Origin of the sequence: Paenibacillus tundrae (assembly GCF_036884255.1) — a bacterium.
Lineage (GTDB): Bacteria > Bacillota > Bacilli > Paenibacillales > Paenibacillaceae > Paenibacillus.
Map to the genome: position 1 here is coordinate 5,472,713 of NZ_CP145605.1, position 16,036 is coordinate 5,488,748.

The 16,036-nt window shown below is 46.3% G+C and carries 19 protein-coding genes; 6 read left to right on the forward strand and 13 right to left on the reverse strand.

Annotated features, from left to right (window positions below):
• Positions 1-6: 6 nt before the first annotated feature.
• A complete protein-coding gene (locus tag V6W81_RS24570) occupies positions 7-576 on the reverse strand; it encodes a thioredoxin family protein (protein WP_338540671.1) in 570 nt (189 codons plus the stop codon).
• Positions 576-1,193 (reverse strand): DedA family protein, encoded by a 618-nt coding sequence (locus V6W81_RS24575; RefSeq protein ID WP_056693428.1) that lies wholly within the window; start codon positions 1,191-1,193, stop codon positions 576-578. Before V6W81_RS24575 ends, V6W81_RS24570 begins: the two co-directional genes overlap by 1 nt.
• Before the next feature lie 160 nt (positions 1,194-1,353).
• Between V6W81_RS24575 and V6W81_RS24580 the strand changes: the two genes are divergently transcribed.
• A complete protein-coding gene (locus V6W81_RS24580; protein WP_082560313.1) occupies positions 1,354-1,701 on the forward strand; it encodes a dehydrogenase in 348 nt (115 codons plus the stop codon).
• A gap of 91 nt (positions 1,702-1,792) precedes the next feature.
• On the opposite strand, the gene V6W81_RS24585 is transcribed toward V6W81_RS24580, so the two are convergent.
• The 5 genes from V6W81_RS24585 to yyaC all read right to left on the reverse strand — a co-directional run bounded on the left by V6W81_RS24585 (position 1,793) and on the right by yyaC (position 8,404).
• On the reverse strand, positions 1,793-3,241 hold the full coding sequence (locus tag V6W81_RS24585) for an O-antigen ligase family protein (RefSeq protein ID WP_338540672.1): 1,449 nt from the start codon (positions 3,239-3,241) through the stop codon (positions 1,793-1,795).
• 1,301 nt (positions 3,242-4,542) lie between these two features.
• Positions 4,543-5,769: a class I SAM-dependent methyltransferase gene (locus tag V6W81_RS24590; RefSeq protein WP_430700921.1), complete on the reverse strand. Its 1,227-nt coding sequence runs from the start codon at positions 5,767-5,769 to the stop codon at positions 4,543-4,545.
• 95 nt (positions 5,770-5,864) lie between these two features.
• Positions 5,865-6,569 carry a DUF6483 family protein gene (locus V6W81_RS24595; RefSeq protein ID WP_128103552.1) on the reverse strand — a complete coding sequence of 235 codons (705 nt, stop codon included), beginning with the start codon at positions 6,567-6,569 and terminating at the stop codon, positions 5,865-5,867.
• Positions 6,570-6,867: 298 nt separating this feature from the next.
• Positions 6,868-7,665 (reverse strand): alpha/beta fold hydrolase, encoded by a 798-nt coding sequence (locus V6W81_RS24600; RefSeq protein ID WP_128103553.1) that lies wholly within the window; start codon positions 7,663-7,665, stop codon positions 6,868-6,870.
• Between the two features lie 181 nt (positions 7,666-7,846).
• Complete coding sequence (gene yyaC / locus V6W81_RS24605) at positions 7,847-8,404, reverse strand: spore protease YyaC (RefSeq protein WP_260985513.1); 558 nt, start codon at positions 8,402-8,404, stop codon at positions 7,847-7,849.
• A gap of 155 nt (positions 8,405-8,559) precedes the next feature.
• Here yyaC and V6W81_RS24610 point away from each other — a divergent pair, with 155 nt between their 5' ends.
• Positions 8,560-8,781 (forward strand): DUF1128 domain-containing protein, encoded by a 222-nt coding sequence (locus tag V6W81_RS24610; RefSeq protein ID WP_056693416.1) that lies wholly within the window; start codon positions 8,560-8,562, stop codon positions 8,779-8,781.
• Between the two features lie 219 nt (positions 8,782-9,000).
• Here V6W81_RS24610 and V6W81_RS24615 read toward each other — a convergent pair whose 3' ends face one another.
• Positions 9,001-9,726 (reverse strand): pirin family protein, encoded by a 726-nt coding sequence (locus tag V6W81_RS24615; RefSeq protein WP_128103555.1) that lies wholly within the window; start codon positions 9,724-9,726, stop codon positions 9,001-9,003.
• Between the two features lie 139 nt (positions 9,727-9,865).
• On the reverse strand, positions 9,866-10,885 hold the full coding sequence (locus V6W81_RS24620; RefSeq protein WP_145051626.1) for an asparaginase: 1,020 nt from the start codon (positions 10,883-10,885) through the stop codon (positions 9,866-9,868).
• A gap of 176 nt (positions 10,886-11,061) precedes the next feature.
• On the opposite strand from V6W81_RS24620, the gene V6W81_RS24625 reads away from it, so the two are divergent.
• From V6W81_RS24625 to V6W81_RS24640, 4 genes are all read left to right on the forward strand, one after another.
• Positions 11,062-11,760, forward strand: a complete 699-nt coding sequence (locus tag V6W81_RS24625) for a phosphatase PAP2 family protein (protein WP_128103557.1) — start codon at positions 11,062-11,064, stop codon at positions 11,758-11,760.
• A gap of 146 nt (positions 11,761-11,906) precedes the next feature.
• Positions 11,907-12,164, forward strand: coding sequence for a GlsB/YeaQ/YmgE family stress response membrane protein (locus V6W81_RS24630; RefSeq protein WP_056693407.1), 258 nt, complete (start codon positions 11,907-11,909; stop codon positions 12,162-12,164).
• A gap of 64 nt (positions 12,165-12,228) precedes the next feature.
• Positions 12,229-12,636, forward strand: coding sequence for a YtxH domain-containing protein (locus V6W81_RS24635; RefSeq protein WP_338540674.1), 408 nt, complete (start codon positions 12,229-12,231; stop codon positions 12,634-12,636).
• A gap of 259 nt (positions 12,637-12,895) precedes the next feature.
• On the forward strand, positions 12,896-13,261 hold the full coding sequence (locus tag V6W81_RS24640; RefSeq protein WP_145051635.1) for a DUF5665 domain-containing protein: 366 nt from the start codon (positions 12,896-12,898) through the stop codon (positions 13,259-13,261).
• A gap of 17 nt (positions 13,262-13,278) precedes the next feature.
• Here V6W81_RS24640 and V6W81_RS24645 read toward each other — a convergent pair whose 3' ends face one another.
• The 4 genes from V6W81_RS24645 to V6W81_RS24660 all read right to left on the reverse strand — a co-directional run bounded on the left by V6W81_RS24645 (position 13,279) and on the right by V6W81_RS24660 (position 16,030).
• Positions 13,279-14,298, reverse strand: a complete 1,020-nt coding sequence (locus V6W81_RS24645; protein ID WP_260985514.1) for a magnesium transporter CorA family protein — start codon at positions 14,296-14,298, stop codon at positions 13,279-13,281.
• A 152-nt stretch (positions 14,299-14,450) separates the two neighbouring features.
• The gene (locus V6W81_RS24650) at positions 14,451-15,224 is read right to left on the reverse strand and encodes a sigma-70 family RNA polymerase sigma factor (protein WP_145051641.1); all 774 of its coding nucleotides are present in this window, start codon (positions 15,222-15,224) and stop codon (positions 14,451-14,453) included.
• A complete protein-coding gene (gene rsbW / locus V6W81_RS24655) occupies positions 15,221-15,673 on the reverse strand; it encodes an anti-sigma B factor RsbW (RefSeq protein ID WP_145051644.1) in 453 nt (150 codons plus the stop codon). Before rsbW ends, V6W81_RS24650 begins: the two co-directional genes overlap by 4 nt.
• Positions 15,674-15,691: 18 nt before the next feature.
• Positions 15,692-16,030, reverse strand: a complete 339-nt coding sequence (locus V6W81_RS24660) for an STAS domain-containing protein (RefSeq protein ID WP_056693392.1) — start codon at positions 16,028-16,030, stop codon at positions 15,692-15,694.
• Positions 16,031-16,036 lie beyond the last annotated feature (6 nt).

Below are 16,036 nucleotides of genomic sequence, written 5' to 3' on the forward strand. Positions count from 1 at the left end.
ATTGGATCAATAACCCGAAATCAGTTCGCGCAGCTCGCTAATGATAACTGCATGTGATTCCGTTCCTTCCCCATAACGTTTAGCCATTTCCTGACGTGCCACAGCAATATTATCCTGATAGTCTGCAGCATCACGATCTGGATTAAGACGTTTGAACTCAACCATTACTTCTTGTACATGCTGTGGACGTGGTCCCCACTGACCAAGTACATGACCACCTGTGTCTGCAAAAATAACGATTGGCACGGAACGTCCGCCCATAGTCAGGAATTCATCCATCACTTCTGGATGGTTCTCCATAATAAGCACTTCTGTCGGTATGCCAGAGATTTCTAGAGCCTGGAACACAACCGGGATATTACGTACAACATCGCCGCACCAGTCAGCAGCAAGAATCAGCACACGCAGATCGTCGCGGTAGTTAAGGCTCTCAAAAAACTCACGATCCTCTTCGTTAGCCCAAGTAAAGCTATCATAGTTGGCCTGAAATTCACTTTGGTTCTTCGTCATACTCTCAATAAATTCTTTAGGAGGCAGACCTTTACCGAATTTGTGAGACAAGTTAGGTTTACTCATTACTCAACACTTCCCTTCTTTTTACGAGCATTCATCCATTTAATTAGTACATAAATAATCATAAGAGCCAGTGCTACAAGTAAAATTGGCATAATGTACGGTGCTGCTTTTTCATCAATATGTTCCCATTGATCTCCAAGAATCATCCCTAAATATATAAACAAAGCAGTCCAAGGTATAACAGCGAGGGTAGTAAGCATGATGAATTTGCCTGTATGCATTTTCGTGATGCCAGCCGGGATTGAGATAGCATGCCTTACCACTGGAACAAACCGCGCCGTGAAAATGACACCTGTACCATACCTGCGGAACCACTCTTCGGAATGGTCGATATGTTTTTTCTGGATGAGTATGTATTTCCCGTAGCGTTCCAGTACAGGTCTGCCGCCATAACGGCCAATCCAGTAAATAAATAGCTGTGCAAGCACACCGCCAACTGTACCGAAAATCATAGCACCGAAAAAGTTAATGTTTCCCTGTGATACGAGAAAACCTCCATATGCCAGCACAATTTCACTTGGAATGACCTCAAGCATTAATCCAAGCATGATCCCAAAGTATCCAAGACTTTGAATCCAATCGAACAATTGGCTGACTATGTTATGAATAACGTCCATCTCAACCCTCTTTCTTCATCCTGATTAGCAGTGCCTGTTCGCACTATGGATGTTCGTCCCTATTTTATCACAGGGCTGTAGACGTTGCTACATTGCCCAGCTGGGATTGTGTCCTGTAAGAGGAACTCCGCATATGGTATCGGAAGAGGAGCGTGATGAGATGTCAAGCAAAACCACACCCGGTACTCCCCCGGTAAAACATAACATGCCTGGTCAGAAGTTACCCTCGGCAAGAGGCATTCGGCGAGCATGCAGCAAGGAGTTATATCGTACAGCCAAACGACTCAAATTGTACGTTTCCCCCGAACTAATGAAGCAAGCAGAAGAACTATACTACGGTAAAGTGATTGGCAATCTGCTCTGGATCGGGGAAAATCGCGATAATCGCAAAAAACTGTGTGATTGGTGGAACGCAGACGTAAGCTCAGAGCTTGCTGCATTATGGAGCGTGGAGCTAGAGCCTCTTCAGCGTGCATTTCAACAGGCATTTGGTGGTTATCGACTATAGTGAAGTGAAAGCTAGAGAGCGGGAGCAGCTTTTTCTCTATTTTCCTGCCCTCTCCGCTCTCTTGTATTGCAGTTGAGCCGGTGAATATGGGTCAGCGAACGCTGCTGGAATCTTTAGAAAAATAGGCTTTGTCAGCTATCGTTCGCAGCCTATCTTCATATACGGTCGCCGCTGGTTGAAGTACGAAACGGCGGTCATTGCGATCATTACTCATCGCCACTGCTTCAACCAACCGCCTATAACGTTCAACGATATACACTCCAGCCGCAGCGGTCTGCCTGGCTTGATCCAGTTGCCCTGCCTTCAACTCTTGCTGCGCGATCTGCTGCATCCAATATACAGCGCCGAAATGAAATGTAGCATCATACCGGTTCAATGCAATCGCCTCGTTAAAATAGTGTATTGCTTGTTCGCTCTTAAGCGATTGGGCTGCGAGTTGTCCTAATTCAAAATACATTCCGGCATCTGATTGGGTATGGGACAGGCTCTGTCGTAGCATCTTCTCTGCATCGACCACAGGAAGTAAACGAGCTAGCGTAATGGCGATATCTGAACGGTATGGATTCGCTCGGGATGCCTGAATAAGTATCTGTGCTTGCTCCTCCGACAGATCCGTTGATTGCACGACTTGACGATAATGCATTTCCGCTGCCATCTGCTGGCCAGCCAGCCAAGCTATCCCGCCAATCCAACAAACCGCAGTAAGTACGATCAAACCGGTTGTAGTCCATATATTCACCATTTGATACTTATGTATAAGATCCCCTACCTCATACCTGTATCGAGAGAATACCGTTTGAGAGTATGCTTCATTGTGTTTCGCTTTCCCCCATTCATGCTGCCTTGAAGGGATTAGCTTCGTGCTACAACCGAACGGTGAAACAGATAGGCTATCTTCCAAGATCCTCCCTTTTGGACTGTGCACGGATGATTGTGCTCCCCGCGTTTGATGCATATTGAATTGTAAGGCATACGCCCAGCCACCAATCCAGATAAACATCATCCAAATTAACGTGAAGCTCCAGTCAAAATCAATTGCACCGTGAAGGCCAAAAACTAGGATGCAAGGAACTAGGTGAGTGGCATTTCGCCATACGATGCGTATTGTTGATATAAACCACAATACAACGAGCACTAGTCCGATTATGCCGGCATCCAGAGCAAGATCAAGGATGCCGCTGTGAACCTCGCCGCCGACATACGGCGAGGATTGTATGGCGCGATACATGCCGCGCCATGTATCTCCCCCGTGGCCGAGCCATGCGGCCTCGGTCCACAGCTTCAGGGCGTCCTGCCACATCCGTAGGCGGGACAGCCCTGTGCCGACACCTGCCGCGAGACGCTCGGCGGTGGAGGTCACGGCCAGCGCGGCTGCGGCAACTGCCGCCAGCGCCGTGGCCGTTACGGCGGCTGCACGCGAACTCGCGCTGCCGTGCCATAACCGGCACAGCAGCAGCGTGCCGAGCAGCGCAGCTGCCCATGCCCCGGCCAGTGCCAGCAGGCCGGGCACAGGTGCAGGCGCCAGTTGGGCAGCAGCCAACTGGCGGTGAAGCCACGCCGCGCTCGCCAGAGGCGCGGCCGTGGCCAGCAGCAGCGGCAGGCGGAATGCACGCCGCTGTAGGGCGAAGGCGCAACCGGCTGCGCAGCCGGTTGCCAGCCAAGCGCCGCGCGACTCGCTCAGCAGGAGCGCGGCGATCGCGGGCATCAGCGGCGCTGCAGCCGCGATGAGCTGCCAGGTGCGCGGCGGCTGTGCGGCTCCAGGCTGCACGCCGTGCGGCGGTCGCCAGCCGATGACGCGCGCGGCGGCGCCTAGCCGCTCCAATGCGTACATGCCGACTACGGCACCGTACGCATTGGGGTATTGCAGCAATCCGCCGAGCCGTGCTCCGGCTGAGCTTATCTCAGGGTCGGCTGTTCGCATGACCCCAAAGGGCAGCCGCATTATACCGCACACGGTTAAGATGCCGCTTAACACCAGCACGCTGCCTGTAATCTGCCAGCCGAGCTTAAACCATCCTGCTCCTTGCGGCAGCCAAGCCAATATTGCTACCAACAGAGCAAAGATGGCTAGCAAGCTCCAACGAAGCATTTCGTCTAAACTACCCTGTGTACTGTGTGAGCCGGTCAACGCATGCAGGGCAAAGCATATCATCATACCTAACGGCCAGAGCGTCCACGAAAAATAACCCAAGGCAGGTAACTGTATCGACTTATCCTCTGACTGGGCCAGACCGAATTCATTTATGTTCGGCAACCTTCGTTTAGACTTCATTTGGTGTACATAATATGATACGAAAATGAATGCGATTAATGCCCCTGCACAAGCCATCAAGAGGATTCCATAAACATCACTGGCGTAAAACAATCCCCGGCGTAGAGATGCCATCCACAAGAGCATACAAACGATCAACCCCATTGCTGCGGTTAAGCATGATTCCAGCGAATTTCTCCCTTTTCGTTTGGACGTATCCCTCTCTGCTGACACATGGCACCTCCTATCTGTATCTCTAAATTCCTTATACTGTGTCGTCGTCTTTATACTAAGCTGCTACATATATCTACCTGAGTGACGAAGCAATTCCGATTCGCTTTCATATGCTTCCCATTCAATGATTATCAGTATGGTCAGGATCTGTAGGAAACATAAACGAGCCTGCTTTTGCTTCACCGTTCCAATCTATCGACAGTTGTATTTCACCATTTCACTCTACCCATCCCACGCTACTCCATTAATCCCTCTTCCCTGAAAAGCAAAAATAAGGCCAACCAATCATTATTGGCTGACCTGAAAACACAAAAAAGCCAGCCAGAACAATTCTGGCTGACCTCAACAAATATTCATTAACAGTTCTTACAATCACTTGAAGCAGTAGCTTCGTCTATGCCAGACGCTTCCCGAGATCCGCCTCCGGGCAACAGATCTGCACAAGCTCGCTCCAAATACGGATCAGCATGAATGAAATCACGGAACGCTGTATACTCATCCCACAACTGCTTCGTTGGACCTGCTTGGCCTCTTACAGCTCGGATGAGTATATTTTTGGGCGTATGCTCCATATCGATAAATTCGAGCAATTGCGTTTTGTATCCCATTAGATCCAACAATTTAGCACGAATGGCATCTGTCGCAAGTGCAGAGAAGCGCTCTTTGAGAATACCATGGGACAACAACGGATTCATGACCGTAGACTCGATCTGGTCAAATAGCTCATGCTGACAGCATGGAACCGATAAAATAACAGAGGCTCCCCAACGGACTGCTTTTTCTAATGCCGCATCTGTCGCCGTATCGCAGGCATGTAGTGTGACGACCATATCTACTGCATTCAGCTCATCATAGTCTGCAATGTCTCCAACCAAGAACTTCAGATCACCATAATGCAGCTTGTTCGCTAGATCGTTACAATGCTCAATGACATCCGCTTTCAGATCCAGACCTATAACTTTCAAGGATCTGCGTTGCTGTACGGACAGGTAGTGATACAGAGCAAAGGTCAGATACGATTTACCACAGCCAAAATCAACAATGGTCAGCGGGCGACCTTCAGGCAGGTGGGGAATTACATCCTGCACCATCTCAAGGAAACGATTGATCTGTCTGAACTTATCGTATTTACGAGCGAGTACCCTACCTTCTTCATTCATAATTCCTAATTCGACTAAGAAGGAAACAGGGACTCCATCCTCCAGTACGTATTGCTTCTTGCGATTGTGGGACAGATCCACAGCCGTCTTGGATGCGGATTTCGTCAGAATCGACACTTTATATTTTTTGCTGATCAAAATCTGATAGTCTGCTTCTGTGGTACAGAGCAGCCCTTGACGAAACGTCTCTTCGGCCAGTTCAGTCATGCGTTCAGTCGCTTCAGCCGGAGTCAAATTCTCATGCAGCACTTTGTTGTTATAATGAAATGCGAATTGATAATGCAACTGATTTTTGAGCGTTACCGGCTTGACTTGCACTTTCGTATACGAGACATTGTCCCGTCTGCGTAGCTGGCTCCAGGTCGCCGTAATCAGCGAGTTCTGTTCAAAGATGTCTTGTATAAGCTTTCGCAATGAATCCACGGGGGTACATCTCACTTTCGATTTGGTTTGGTCAACCGTTACCATACCACAATTCCGTCCCCGCTCCAAGCAAGGACATCTAACAAGCGGTGTTCCTATCCATTCGCCGTTTCCCGATGTAACTGGGCAAACCCCTCTTCCACTTCCTCACGAGGGAGTCCTCCCGCCTCAAGCTTGGCATCTTCAAGTTCACTTAGCCGTTCATAGAATGCCTGCACATCATGACGATAATTCACAGGATGCTCTCCACCAACATGTAATAGTCTATACCAGCTGTTCTCTGCCTGATCATACTTTCCTTGCTGTTCACGGTACATGGCAAGCTGTTTCTCCGTTCGTGCCGGTCGTTCGTATTCTTTGGTTAGATCCAAAATGGACTCGACACGATCCGGCGCATCCAGCAGTTTCGGATTGGCTCCGTGATTTAGTGCATATAGATAAAAATGAAGAGATTTCATTAATCGGATGAGTTCTTCATCTAATGAATGCTGTCGTTCCTCATCATCTATGCCTTCAACCTTCGCTTTTTCACCATATATATAAGCTTCCTCTTCAAGTAGGCGTGCCGCTTGCTGCAAATTATCTACTTCAATCATGCCACGAAAACGGAATAGCTCGATAACATCCTCTGCAGGCAAAGAATTCAGCAAAGACGAATTCAAGCCAAAATTCCTGCGAAGTAATTCATCCAGTTCAGACAGTGCCTCGGCATGTTTCCGCTGTTGCTTCAACGTAAACACTTTGCCGATCGCTTCAGTCATTTCCTCCACCATGCGGAGCAGATAGTCTTTTCTGAACATCCAATGTGCCCCCTTAACGTTCGCTTGTTGACCTAACCTCGGCCTAGCAGTCTTTCATTGCGTGTTCAAAAAGGACGGACTTTGAACAACCTCTATGAACATTATTTTAATGCATGCACTATCAAAAAGCCAAAGTACGCCCCTCCAACCGTGACCTTATACGCAAAAAAACCTCTGCCTTCCCGAATAGGGTATTTGGCAGAGGTTCATATATGCATCATCGTTAATTGTTAAATGGTTAAATGGATCATCACTTTATGCTGTAAATGAAGCTAAGCCATAATCCTCGTTCTATACATTATTTCGATGAAGACAAACCATCCATAAATTGCTTAATCACCTGAATTAACTGTTCCGGTGCCTCATACATGCTCATATGTCCCACTCCGGGAATTACCGCTTGTACGATATGTGGCTTATCACTTGTGAAAGTGCGTTCTGGCGGAATGACAGCGTCCTTCTCTCCAGCAACCAACAGTACAGGTAATGGTGTAGCTGACAAAACATCACGACGATCTGGACGTTCACGCATAGCGAGCGCAGCGCCAGCAGCTCCTTGTGGTGCTGTCTGATACCCAATTTCTTTCACACGTGTAACTTGTGCCGACATGGACTCTACATGTTCTGGGGCAAATAACGCGGGAACCAAACCATCCACGAAATTCACAATTCCATCCGTCTGTATCGTTGACACGGCACGAAGTCGTTTTTCTTTCCCCTCTTCGCTATCCGGGTAAGCCGTAGAATGAATCAAACCAAAGGCATTGAGTCGTTCTGGATGACGCTGAGCAATAGACAAGGCGATGTAACCTCCCATGGAGTGACCAAGCAGAGTTGCCTTTTCTACCTTTAACTCATCCATTAATTGCAGTACATCATTGCCCATCTGATCCATCGTATAACTTCCTACAGGCGCATCCGTTTTCCCGTGTCCACGCAGATCAGGCACGATACAGCGATAGCTTCGTGCAAGCTCAGGTACCACTTCATCCCAATAGGAAGAGCTACCACAATATCCGTGGAGTAAGATCAGCGCATCTCCTTGACCTTGTTCAGCATAACAAATTGTCGTTCCATCACACATCACTTTTTCCATATGTATCCCTCTCTCTACACATAATAAATGCACTTGCGTTCATTGTAATGAATCTGGTTCATTCACTTCAAGTTCATGTTCAAAAAGGGAAATCCCATCAGGCATACTTCGTAATCAAAAGCGGACTTTTTGAACAACCTCTCAAGCTGAAGCTCAGGTTGTATATTATTAAGCTTTCCTATCAGGAATGAAACGTTTGTCCCGAAACTGCTGCTTTCAACACGGCTTCTGCAATCATGTGGGACATGTTCATCACCTGGTGAAGAGACGTCATTTGCAGCACAGTATATGGTCTTGGCCCATTCGCATTCACCACAGCGGCTACACTATAATGTCCGACGGATGGCAGGTTGCCCCCTACAGATTCAGCTGGATTCAAGGCCTGATTAAAAAGGTAAAAGTGACCTATCGCAGCCTTCGGCCCCAGACACGCATCAATGGCAATGATGACTTGATGTGGCGGGATGCATGCCAGCTTCTGTTGCAGCGTGTCTGCATCACAAGGATATGGCATTGTTCCTATAACATGCCCCACTCCTTTTCCTTCCAGCAAACTCCCTGTTAACGGCCCGAGTGCATCACCTGTAGAACGATCTGTACCAATACACACAAAGGTGATCTCATCTGGGGAGTGAACCTGATATATGTTGTGGAAAAATAAATCTAGCTCTTCTCCCTGCACACTTCTACGGGTTTCTCGATTCTGCTTGCGGATCAATTCCCGCTTATATGCTGCCAAAAACATTTCCTCCTTCGCACATCGTATGGATGTCGACTGTTATTGTATCCATCATTTTACCCGATGCCCTCTTTTCCCGCAAAAGCATTCGCCTGAGCCAGTCCAATCATGATACAATGACAACAGTTTCCGATAGGGAAGGGATGGACATAACGATGGATTTAACGCAAGCAAGTACTGCCAACATGGAATATATGATTGAGGCAATCAAAACCAAATTGCGGATGGCGAGTGGAGCCGCAATGCAAGGATCATCTTTTCCACTGGAAAAGTATGAAGACCTTCACGATCTGTATGAGATGGTTATGGGAAAAGAACACTTGAGCATCTCTGAGGTTGAAGCTGTAGCTTCTGAACTTGGTAACCTGCGCAAGTAACTTCTCTCCTGTCAGATTGTCAAATAGCATGATGGCTGACTACAGTTGATACTACATCGCAGAGTGCAACGAAAGAAGCCTTAGCACAGAAGAGGATCTATTCTCCACATCATTGTGGGAATAGATCCTCTTCTGTTTATTTATTTTCCAATATTCATAGGAACAGATTCAGTACAAATCCGCATCATCCTGAACACTAATGCATCAGAACATAACTTCTTATGGTAGATCAATCAATACAAATTCAGCAGGCTCGCTGCCCGTTCCAGTGATCTGCAGATCACAGCTCTTACGAATTCGTGCTGCATCTCCAGGTTTAAGATCGAAGTTGCCATCTGCACATTCAATGGAGATATGACCACTGATCAGGAAAAGGTGTGTCCGCCTATCTTCATGTTGTGGATACATTAGCTTTTTGCCAGATTCCAATTTGGACAAATAACATGTAACGTCCTGATGAATAGGTAACGCATCCTCCGTGCCTTCCCCGGCTTGCCCTGACACGATAGGGCACAAACGGTTCAGATGATCCTCCGGCTGAAAACGCCGGTTCGTATACGTTGGCTTTGCTTTCCGCTCAGAAGGCAAGAACCACATTTGCAGAAAACGTACCGGCTCCTCTGTTGAAGGATTGGTCTCCGAATGCTCTACTCCTGTCCCCGCACTCATCACTTGTACGGTTCCGGGTTCCAGCAATTCTTCTGTTCCCATTGTATCTGTATGCTTCAACGTGCCTGAAATGACATAACTAACAATCTCTAGATCATGATGTGGATGTCTCTTAAAGCCCTCTTGCGGCATCAGCGTGTTGTCATTATGAGCTAACAGGCAGCCAAAATGGGCATTGCTTGGGTCATCATAATCTGCAAAAGAAAAGCTAAACTCACTGTGTATCCAACCGCGATCCGACGTGTGCCTTTCTTCCGATGTCACTACTTTAATCATGTTCATCCACCTCCAAGGGTTAGAGCTGCCAGTATCTCTCCAGCAGTCCTTCATGTAAACGAATTGTATAGATTCATACCAGTTGGTATGTCATGTTTACCCTTGGTTAGACCATTCTAATCATGCACTTTAGTTCAGTTTATACGCTTTTTTTAGTTGATTGTAAAATGAATTCACTCTCTGCCCGTCCTACAATTGTGCCAGCATCATTTCGGATATCTGGTGGATATATTTCGCGTAACCTTGCAATCGTTGCTTGGTTCGCATAACCAATCTGCTCAAGAATTGACTGGGCAATCCAAGCCCATTCTTCCTCTGAACCATCAAGGATCTTAAAGGTGATGCCTAATCTTTCTTTTTTGAGCGCAAAACCGAATACACCCTTGAATCCGCCCTTGGCTACGATGTTGTCGTCTTCCAGTAGAACAGAGTCTACGCGATGAGTACCACCTACCATGAGTGGAAATTCGTTCATTGCTGCTGTAATGGTCTCTACCGCACTGCGTGTCGAAGCATCCTCGATTAGATCTGGACAGGCTAATTTCAGATAAGCGTTCGATAATGCTGATAATGGCAACGAAAATACCGGAAAGCCGCAGCCATCCGTCCCTAGTTGAATTTCATGCTGCTCAATTCCGGCCATGTACGCCATCGTCTCTAAAATCTCGCGCTGTACCGGATGTTCTCGCTCAGCGTAACTGCCTAGATCAACCTTCTTCATCTGACTGTATCCAAGAATACCTAAGTGTTTCCCTGAACAGTTATGCAAAATCCGGCGCTTCTCTCCCTGACCACGTAACCATTCATTTCGACTCTCCTCATTGAGAGGGTAACTCGCCGCACAGACTAGACATTCTTCTCCCAGTCCGATTTTGGCAGATAACTGCTCCAATACTTGGATATGAACTGGTTCTGATCGATGTGAGGATGCCATAATAGCAATCTCTTGAGCAGATAACCCATAGTGAGACGCAATTCCTGCACGAATGCCTGGAATGGCTTGAAACGGTTTGGCTGATGAACGCGTAAACGCTCTAAAATGTGGATTACCTACTGAATAAACCACTTTACCGTATTCGTCTGTAATACTTATGTGACCGTAGTGGGCGCACTCCATCTCGCCAGCACGGTATTCTTTAACTAACAGGGCACTCTCCATGCGAGTTCTCTCCTTTATGCTCCCATAATCATATCTGCTTTGCGTCACGACGCCGCATGGGATATCTTAATTAGTATAGTACAAAAACTTCATTTTTACAGTTTTTTCGACATATCTTTCGGGTAAAGCATTAACCATATTCCCATCTGACTACTTCAACGGAGGAGATACTCATCATGCTACGTAACGCCCAGTCCTCACCGAGCTTTTTGGCTAAACCCAATTCACCAATTCGTGCTCTACTTATATGGAGCATCGCAGGCATTGTCATGAGTTCTGTCGTTGTATTTCTTATTGCTGCTCTTGCCTCCATCCTGGGCACGGATGTGATTTTGCAATGGGATCATCAGATCCAACGTTTATTCTATCTTCATTCCGAAACTCGTCTTCAACTGTTTCCTTTCACTTCGTTTATTACTGCGCTTGGATCCTTTAAGATCTCTGCTCTCGCAGCCATCGGCTTCACGCTCCTGTTTTTCCTACAGCGAATTCCTCGGTTCTACTTGTATGGATATGCGTTATTGGGCAGTTTCGCCATTATGTGGGCACTGAATACTGGATTAAAAGAGATTTTCCAACGTAGCAGACCCGAGCTTGAGCATCTATTAGTTGTTCACGGCTATAGCTTTCCTAGTGGACATGCCATGATCTCCATGGGCTTTTACGGCATGCTCTTCGTCATCTGGGCTATTGAACGGCAATTACGAACATCCAGACCAGGAATTCCTATTTTATGTGGCATCATATTTGTAACGTTGATTGGTCTAAGTCGGATCATGTTAGGTGTTCATTATCCTTCCGATGTTTTCACTGGATTCATGGCAGGTCTAGCTTGGATTCTCTGCATGATTCCTGCTATTAAACAGCGGAGCTAAGAGCGCGGACAAGATACATTACATATAAATTTCCAGCGGTCTAACGACAAGTTTAACTGTTTCACCTCGAAGCACGGCGTTTATATACGAAGTAAGCAAACGCGAACAGACAACATCCTACATCAAGTTAAAAGGAGGCGGTTGTTATGTGGGGCATTATTATCAGCATAATCATGGCGGTCATTATTGGTTTGATCGGAGATGCACTTGCCGGTCACAACATGCCCGGAGGTATCATCGGCGCAATGATTGCCGGATTTGCAGGAGCCTGGTTAGGAGCACTCTTGCTTGGTAACTGGGGACCAGTTATCGGTAACTTTGCAGTGATTCCAGCCATCATTGGTACAGCGCTCTTTGTGTTCTTGCTGGGGCTTGTGTCCAGACTGTTCAGACAGGCTGCCTGATCGGTCAATAAGGTGTTCGTTGTTTCGTTATCCGTTTCTTAATTTGAAGAAGGAGTGATTGAACATGAATAAAGCAGAAGAACAATATCCTGTACAGACGGGTTCCACTTTCGCAAAAGGGATTTTCATCGGAGGTTTGCTAGGTGCAGCAGCAGCATTGCTCTTTGCTCCTAAACCAGGACGTGAATTGCGTGGTGACCTTTCCGAGAAAGTCGGTATGGTTACTGATCGTACCAAGGAAGTTGCATGCGTAGTAGGTGATAAAGCATCCGAACTAGCTAAAACGGTATCTTCTAAAACGTCTGATATTGCAAAAACCGTAAATCAAGGTCGCAATGACGTTATGGATTCCGTGCGTAGAGCTTCATCAGATATCGCTAACGAAACATCCAAAGCTTCGAACGAGGTTGCTGTAGCAGCTGAAGAAGCGAAGGACGATGCACGTAAAGAGCTGAATTCAACCAGTCTGTAAGTACATGTTCAAAAAAAGCGGTTTTCAGTACCAAGAAGATGGGATGAAGATAGAAATGGAGTAGCGGAGCGTAGGCAAACCTACGTGAGCAACAGACATTTCAGCTGAATTCCATATTCGACGCTGAGATGCCACTAGGCATCCTACGTAATCAAAAGCGGACTTTTTGAACAACTTCTATAAGGCTAATTGAATGTAAAATAGCCAGCTGAGTTTAGCTGGCTATTTCTCTTCCCATCTCATCATAGGAGGAATGAACATGAGCAAAGTTACAATTAACGGCAACTCGCCTTTATCAGGAGAACCTCCTAGACAGCAGTATGATACGTCTGAGCATCCTTTTGAACTGCGACATGAGGTGAAAAAGCTCAATACCCGTCTAGATCAAATTGCGGATAGTCTTGAGAAAGCACAGATTAAGGATATCATCGAGAACTATACCAATCCTAAGAAACGCATCATCACCAATTTCACAGCAGGTATGGCGCGTGGTTTAGGATTAACTGTCGGAACATTTGTTGTACTGGGTCTTCTCGGTTATCTCTTGAGTCAATTTGTGAACATGCCGATTGTTGGGCAATACATTGCGGATCTGCTCGGCTATATTGAAGACTACAAAAATTAGGAGGATGAGTCCCTAGCCTATCCTTTCCTAACAGAAGTGGGGCGTTTGTTCTCATCAACTGGAGGCTGGGAGGACTTCATTCTTAACAGATCCCCTGTCCAGCCTTTCATCATCATCCAAATGTACATGCCAGACATACTCGCTAGAATTAATGCAATGACCAGAACCACTCCCCAGGTTTTATCAATCAGAGGTAAGTTCTCGAAGTTCATTCCCCAGATCGCACCAGCTGCAGTAGCGGGCGTGAACACAGAGGTTACGATGGTAAGTGTCTTCATGATCTCATTGCCTCGCACACCGGAGGTTGCATTGTCGATTGAGATCAACGTGTCGATTTCTTTTTCATAGTGCTGAAAAAGTCGCTCGATCCGTTCAATTCGATGCTGAAGTTGTCGAAAAAAACGATTATCCTGTATTTCATCTAGGTAAGCTTCCTTGGAGGCTGCGATTAACTCCGAAAAAGGAATAAACTGATTGCTCCAATACAGCAATTCGTATCGAGATACGAGAATCTGATCCATCAGTGTACGTGCATTGCGTGATTCCATCTTCCGCTCTAGCTCACGCAGATTCATCTCAAAATGATCCATTCCGACATGATAATAGTGCAATATTGCTCGAAATAAAACAAACATGCCGTCTCTTGCCTCATTGCACTGATTCAGCATGGCAGCACGCTCTCCGGTATTCATGATACCCCTCGTATTATTGTCCATGTTAAGGGTAACAAGTGTGCTCTGATCCACATAAAAAAACATTTGATTTTCTTTTCGCTCGCTAGCCTTTTCATTCTTCACTGCATATAATAAAGAACCAAATATAACCGGCTCATCACCATTCATAAATCGGACAGATAAGTAATTGGAATGCACCTCTGGGATTTTACGAAGCCAATATTGCATTTCCGGGAAGGATTCCGTCAGCTCATGCAAAACTTCATCCATACTCTGTTTGTCTGGTGCTACCCAGTCCCACCACTGCCACTTATTCGAGAAAGACAATCGATCTCGTCTAATTTGCAAATCCACCTCATCCACGGGTTTTAACGCCTCCATTCAGCATACATTTGTCCTATCCTGCACAGCACTTCCAACACTCACTAATTCATTCAAAAAAGGACACGTATGCATTCCAGTGGAATCACGTGTCCTTCATTATGCCGAGCTCAACTTCATCAGAAGATTACATCTCATAGCATCGAGGCATTTGACATAATCTGTTTTAATTTCTCGGTTGCTCGCTTCTGAATTCGGGATACACTCATTTGAGATACACCCAATTTCTGTGCGATCGCCCGCTGAGACTGACCATCTTGGAAAGCCAGAATGAGCACTTTCTGCTCTTGTTCTTTCAACTGTCCTAATGCCTGCTGTAGATCCATTCGCTTCTCAACCGAATCGAAGTCATTGACATCCGCACTAATAAGTTCACCTAATGTCGCCGCACTCTCATCTTGGGATAGAGGGGAGTCTAAGGATACATAATGGTAACACTCACGTCCGGCCAACACTTCAATGGTTTCCTCCGGGGTAAGGTCAAGATACTGTGCAATCTCGTCTACGCTAGGTGAACGTTCCAATTTCACGGTTAGTTCATCAATAGCATGCTGAACGAGAGCACCTTTTTCCTTAATCCGTCTTGGCACTTGAATGTACCAGGATTTGTCTCGAAGGTAGTTCTTCATATGACCGATCATACTCTTCATTGCGTAAGGTTCGAAAGGAATCCCTAGGTTAATATCGTATTGCTGTAGCAATCGAATCAACGCCATCTGTCCTGTCTGATATAGATCCTCATACAGATCCGGACGATTTCGGGCAATCTTACCTGCGGCCATTTTAACCATCGGTTCATATTTGCGGATAAGAACAGTCGCGATTTCATTATCCTTGGTCTGCTGGTATTCCCAGATCAAACCTACAGCTTCAGACATGGACTCTGGTGGAGTCACTTTTTCGTTCATACTTTCTCCTCACTTCTTGCAAGACGTTTAACGAGTACTACTTTCGTACCTTTGCCCGTCTCACTTTCCACACTAACATCATCCATCAATGCTTGCATCAGATAGAACCCAAGTCCACCAATCTGAGCATCTGACAGTTCCTTGTCATGCAGGCCAGCACGTGTTGCAGCAGGATTGATGTGGTCAAAGCTTGCACCTTCGTCTTTTACTGTAATCGCAAGCGTTTCGCCATCCACCTCAAATACAACTTCAACCATGCCGCCTTCGTGGGAGTAGGCATACAGTACAGAATTGTTACAAGCTTCGGATACAGCCACTTTCATATCCTCAATATCTTCATAAGAGAATCCCATTTTGGATGCTACCCCATAAAGATTAAGTCTTACGATATCCACATATTCAGCTGTGGCCGGTAGGTTAAGGGTAATTCTTTCAACTTCTGCATTCATTCCTTTTTCGATCCTTTCCTATTGGGAATTCTTCTGTGAGACAAAGAATTTGGCAATACCCGTCATATCAAAAAGCTTCTGTATCTGCGCAGGAACTTCTTGTACTTCAAAGCGTGCTTCCATTCCATGTCGTGCCTTCAGAACAGATAACAGGATTCCGATCCCTGTACTGTCGATATACTTTAGATCCTTCATATTGATAATTAGATCTTGTTCCTTGTTGTCTACAAGCGGCTCCATGACCAAACGGAATTCAGGAGCAACTGACAAATCCAGTTCGCCAGTCAGATACACCGTGCATACGCCGTCGTGTGTCTCAGTCTTTGCATTGAATTTTTCATTTTTATTTGTATTCATTAGACA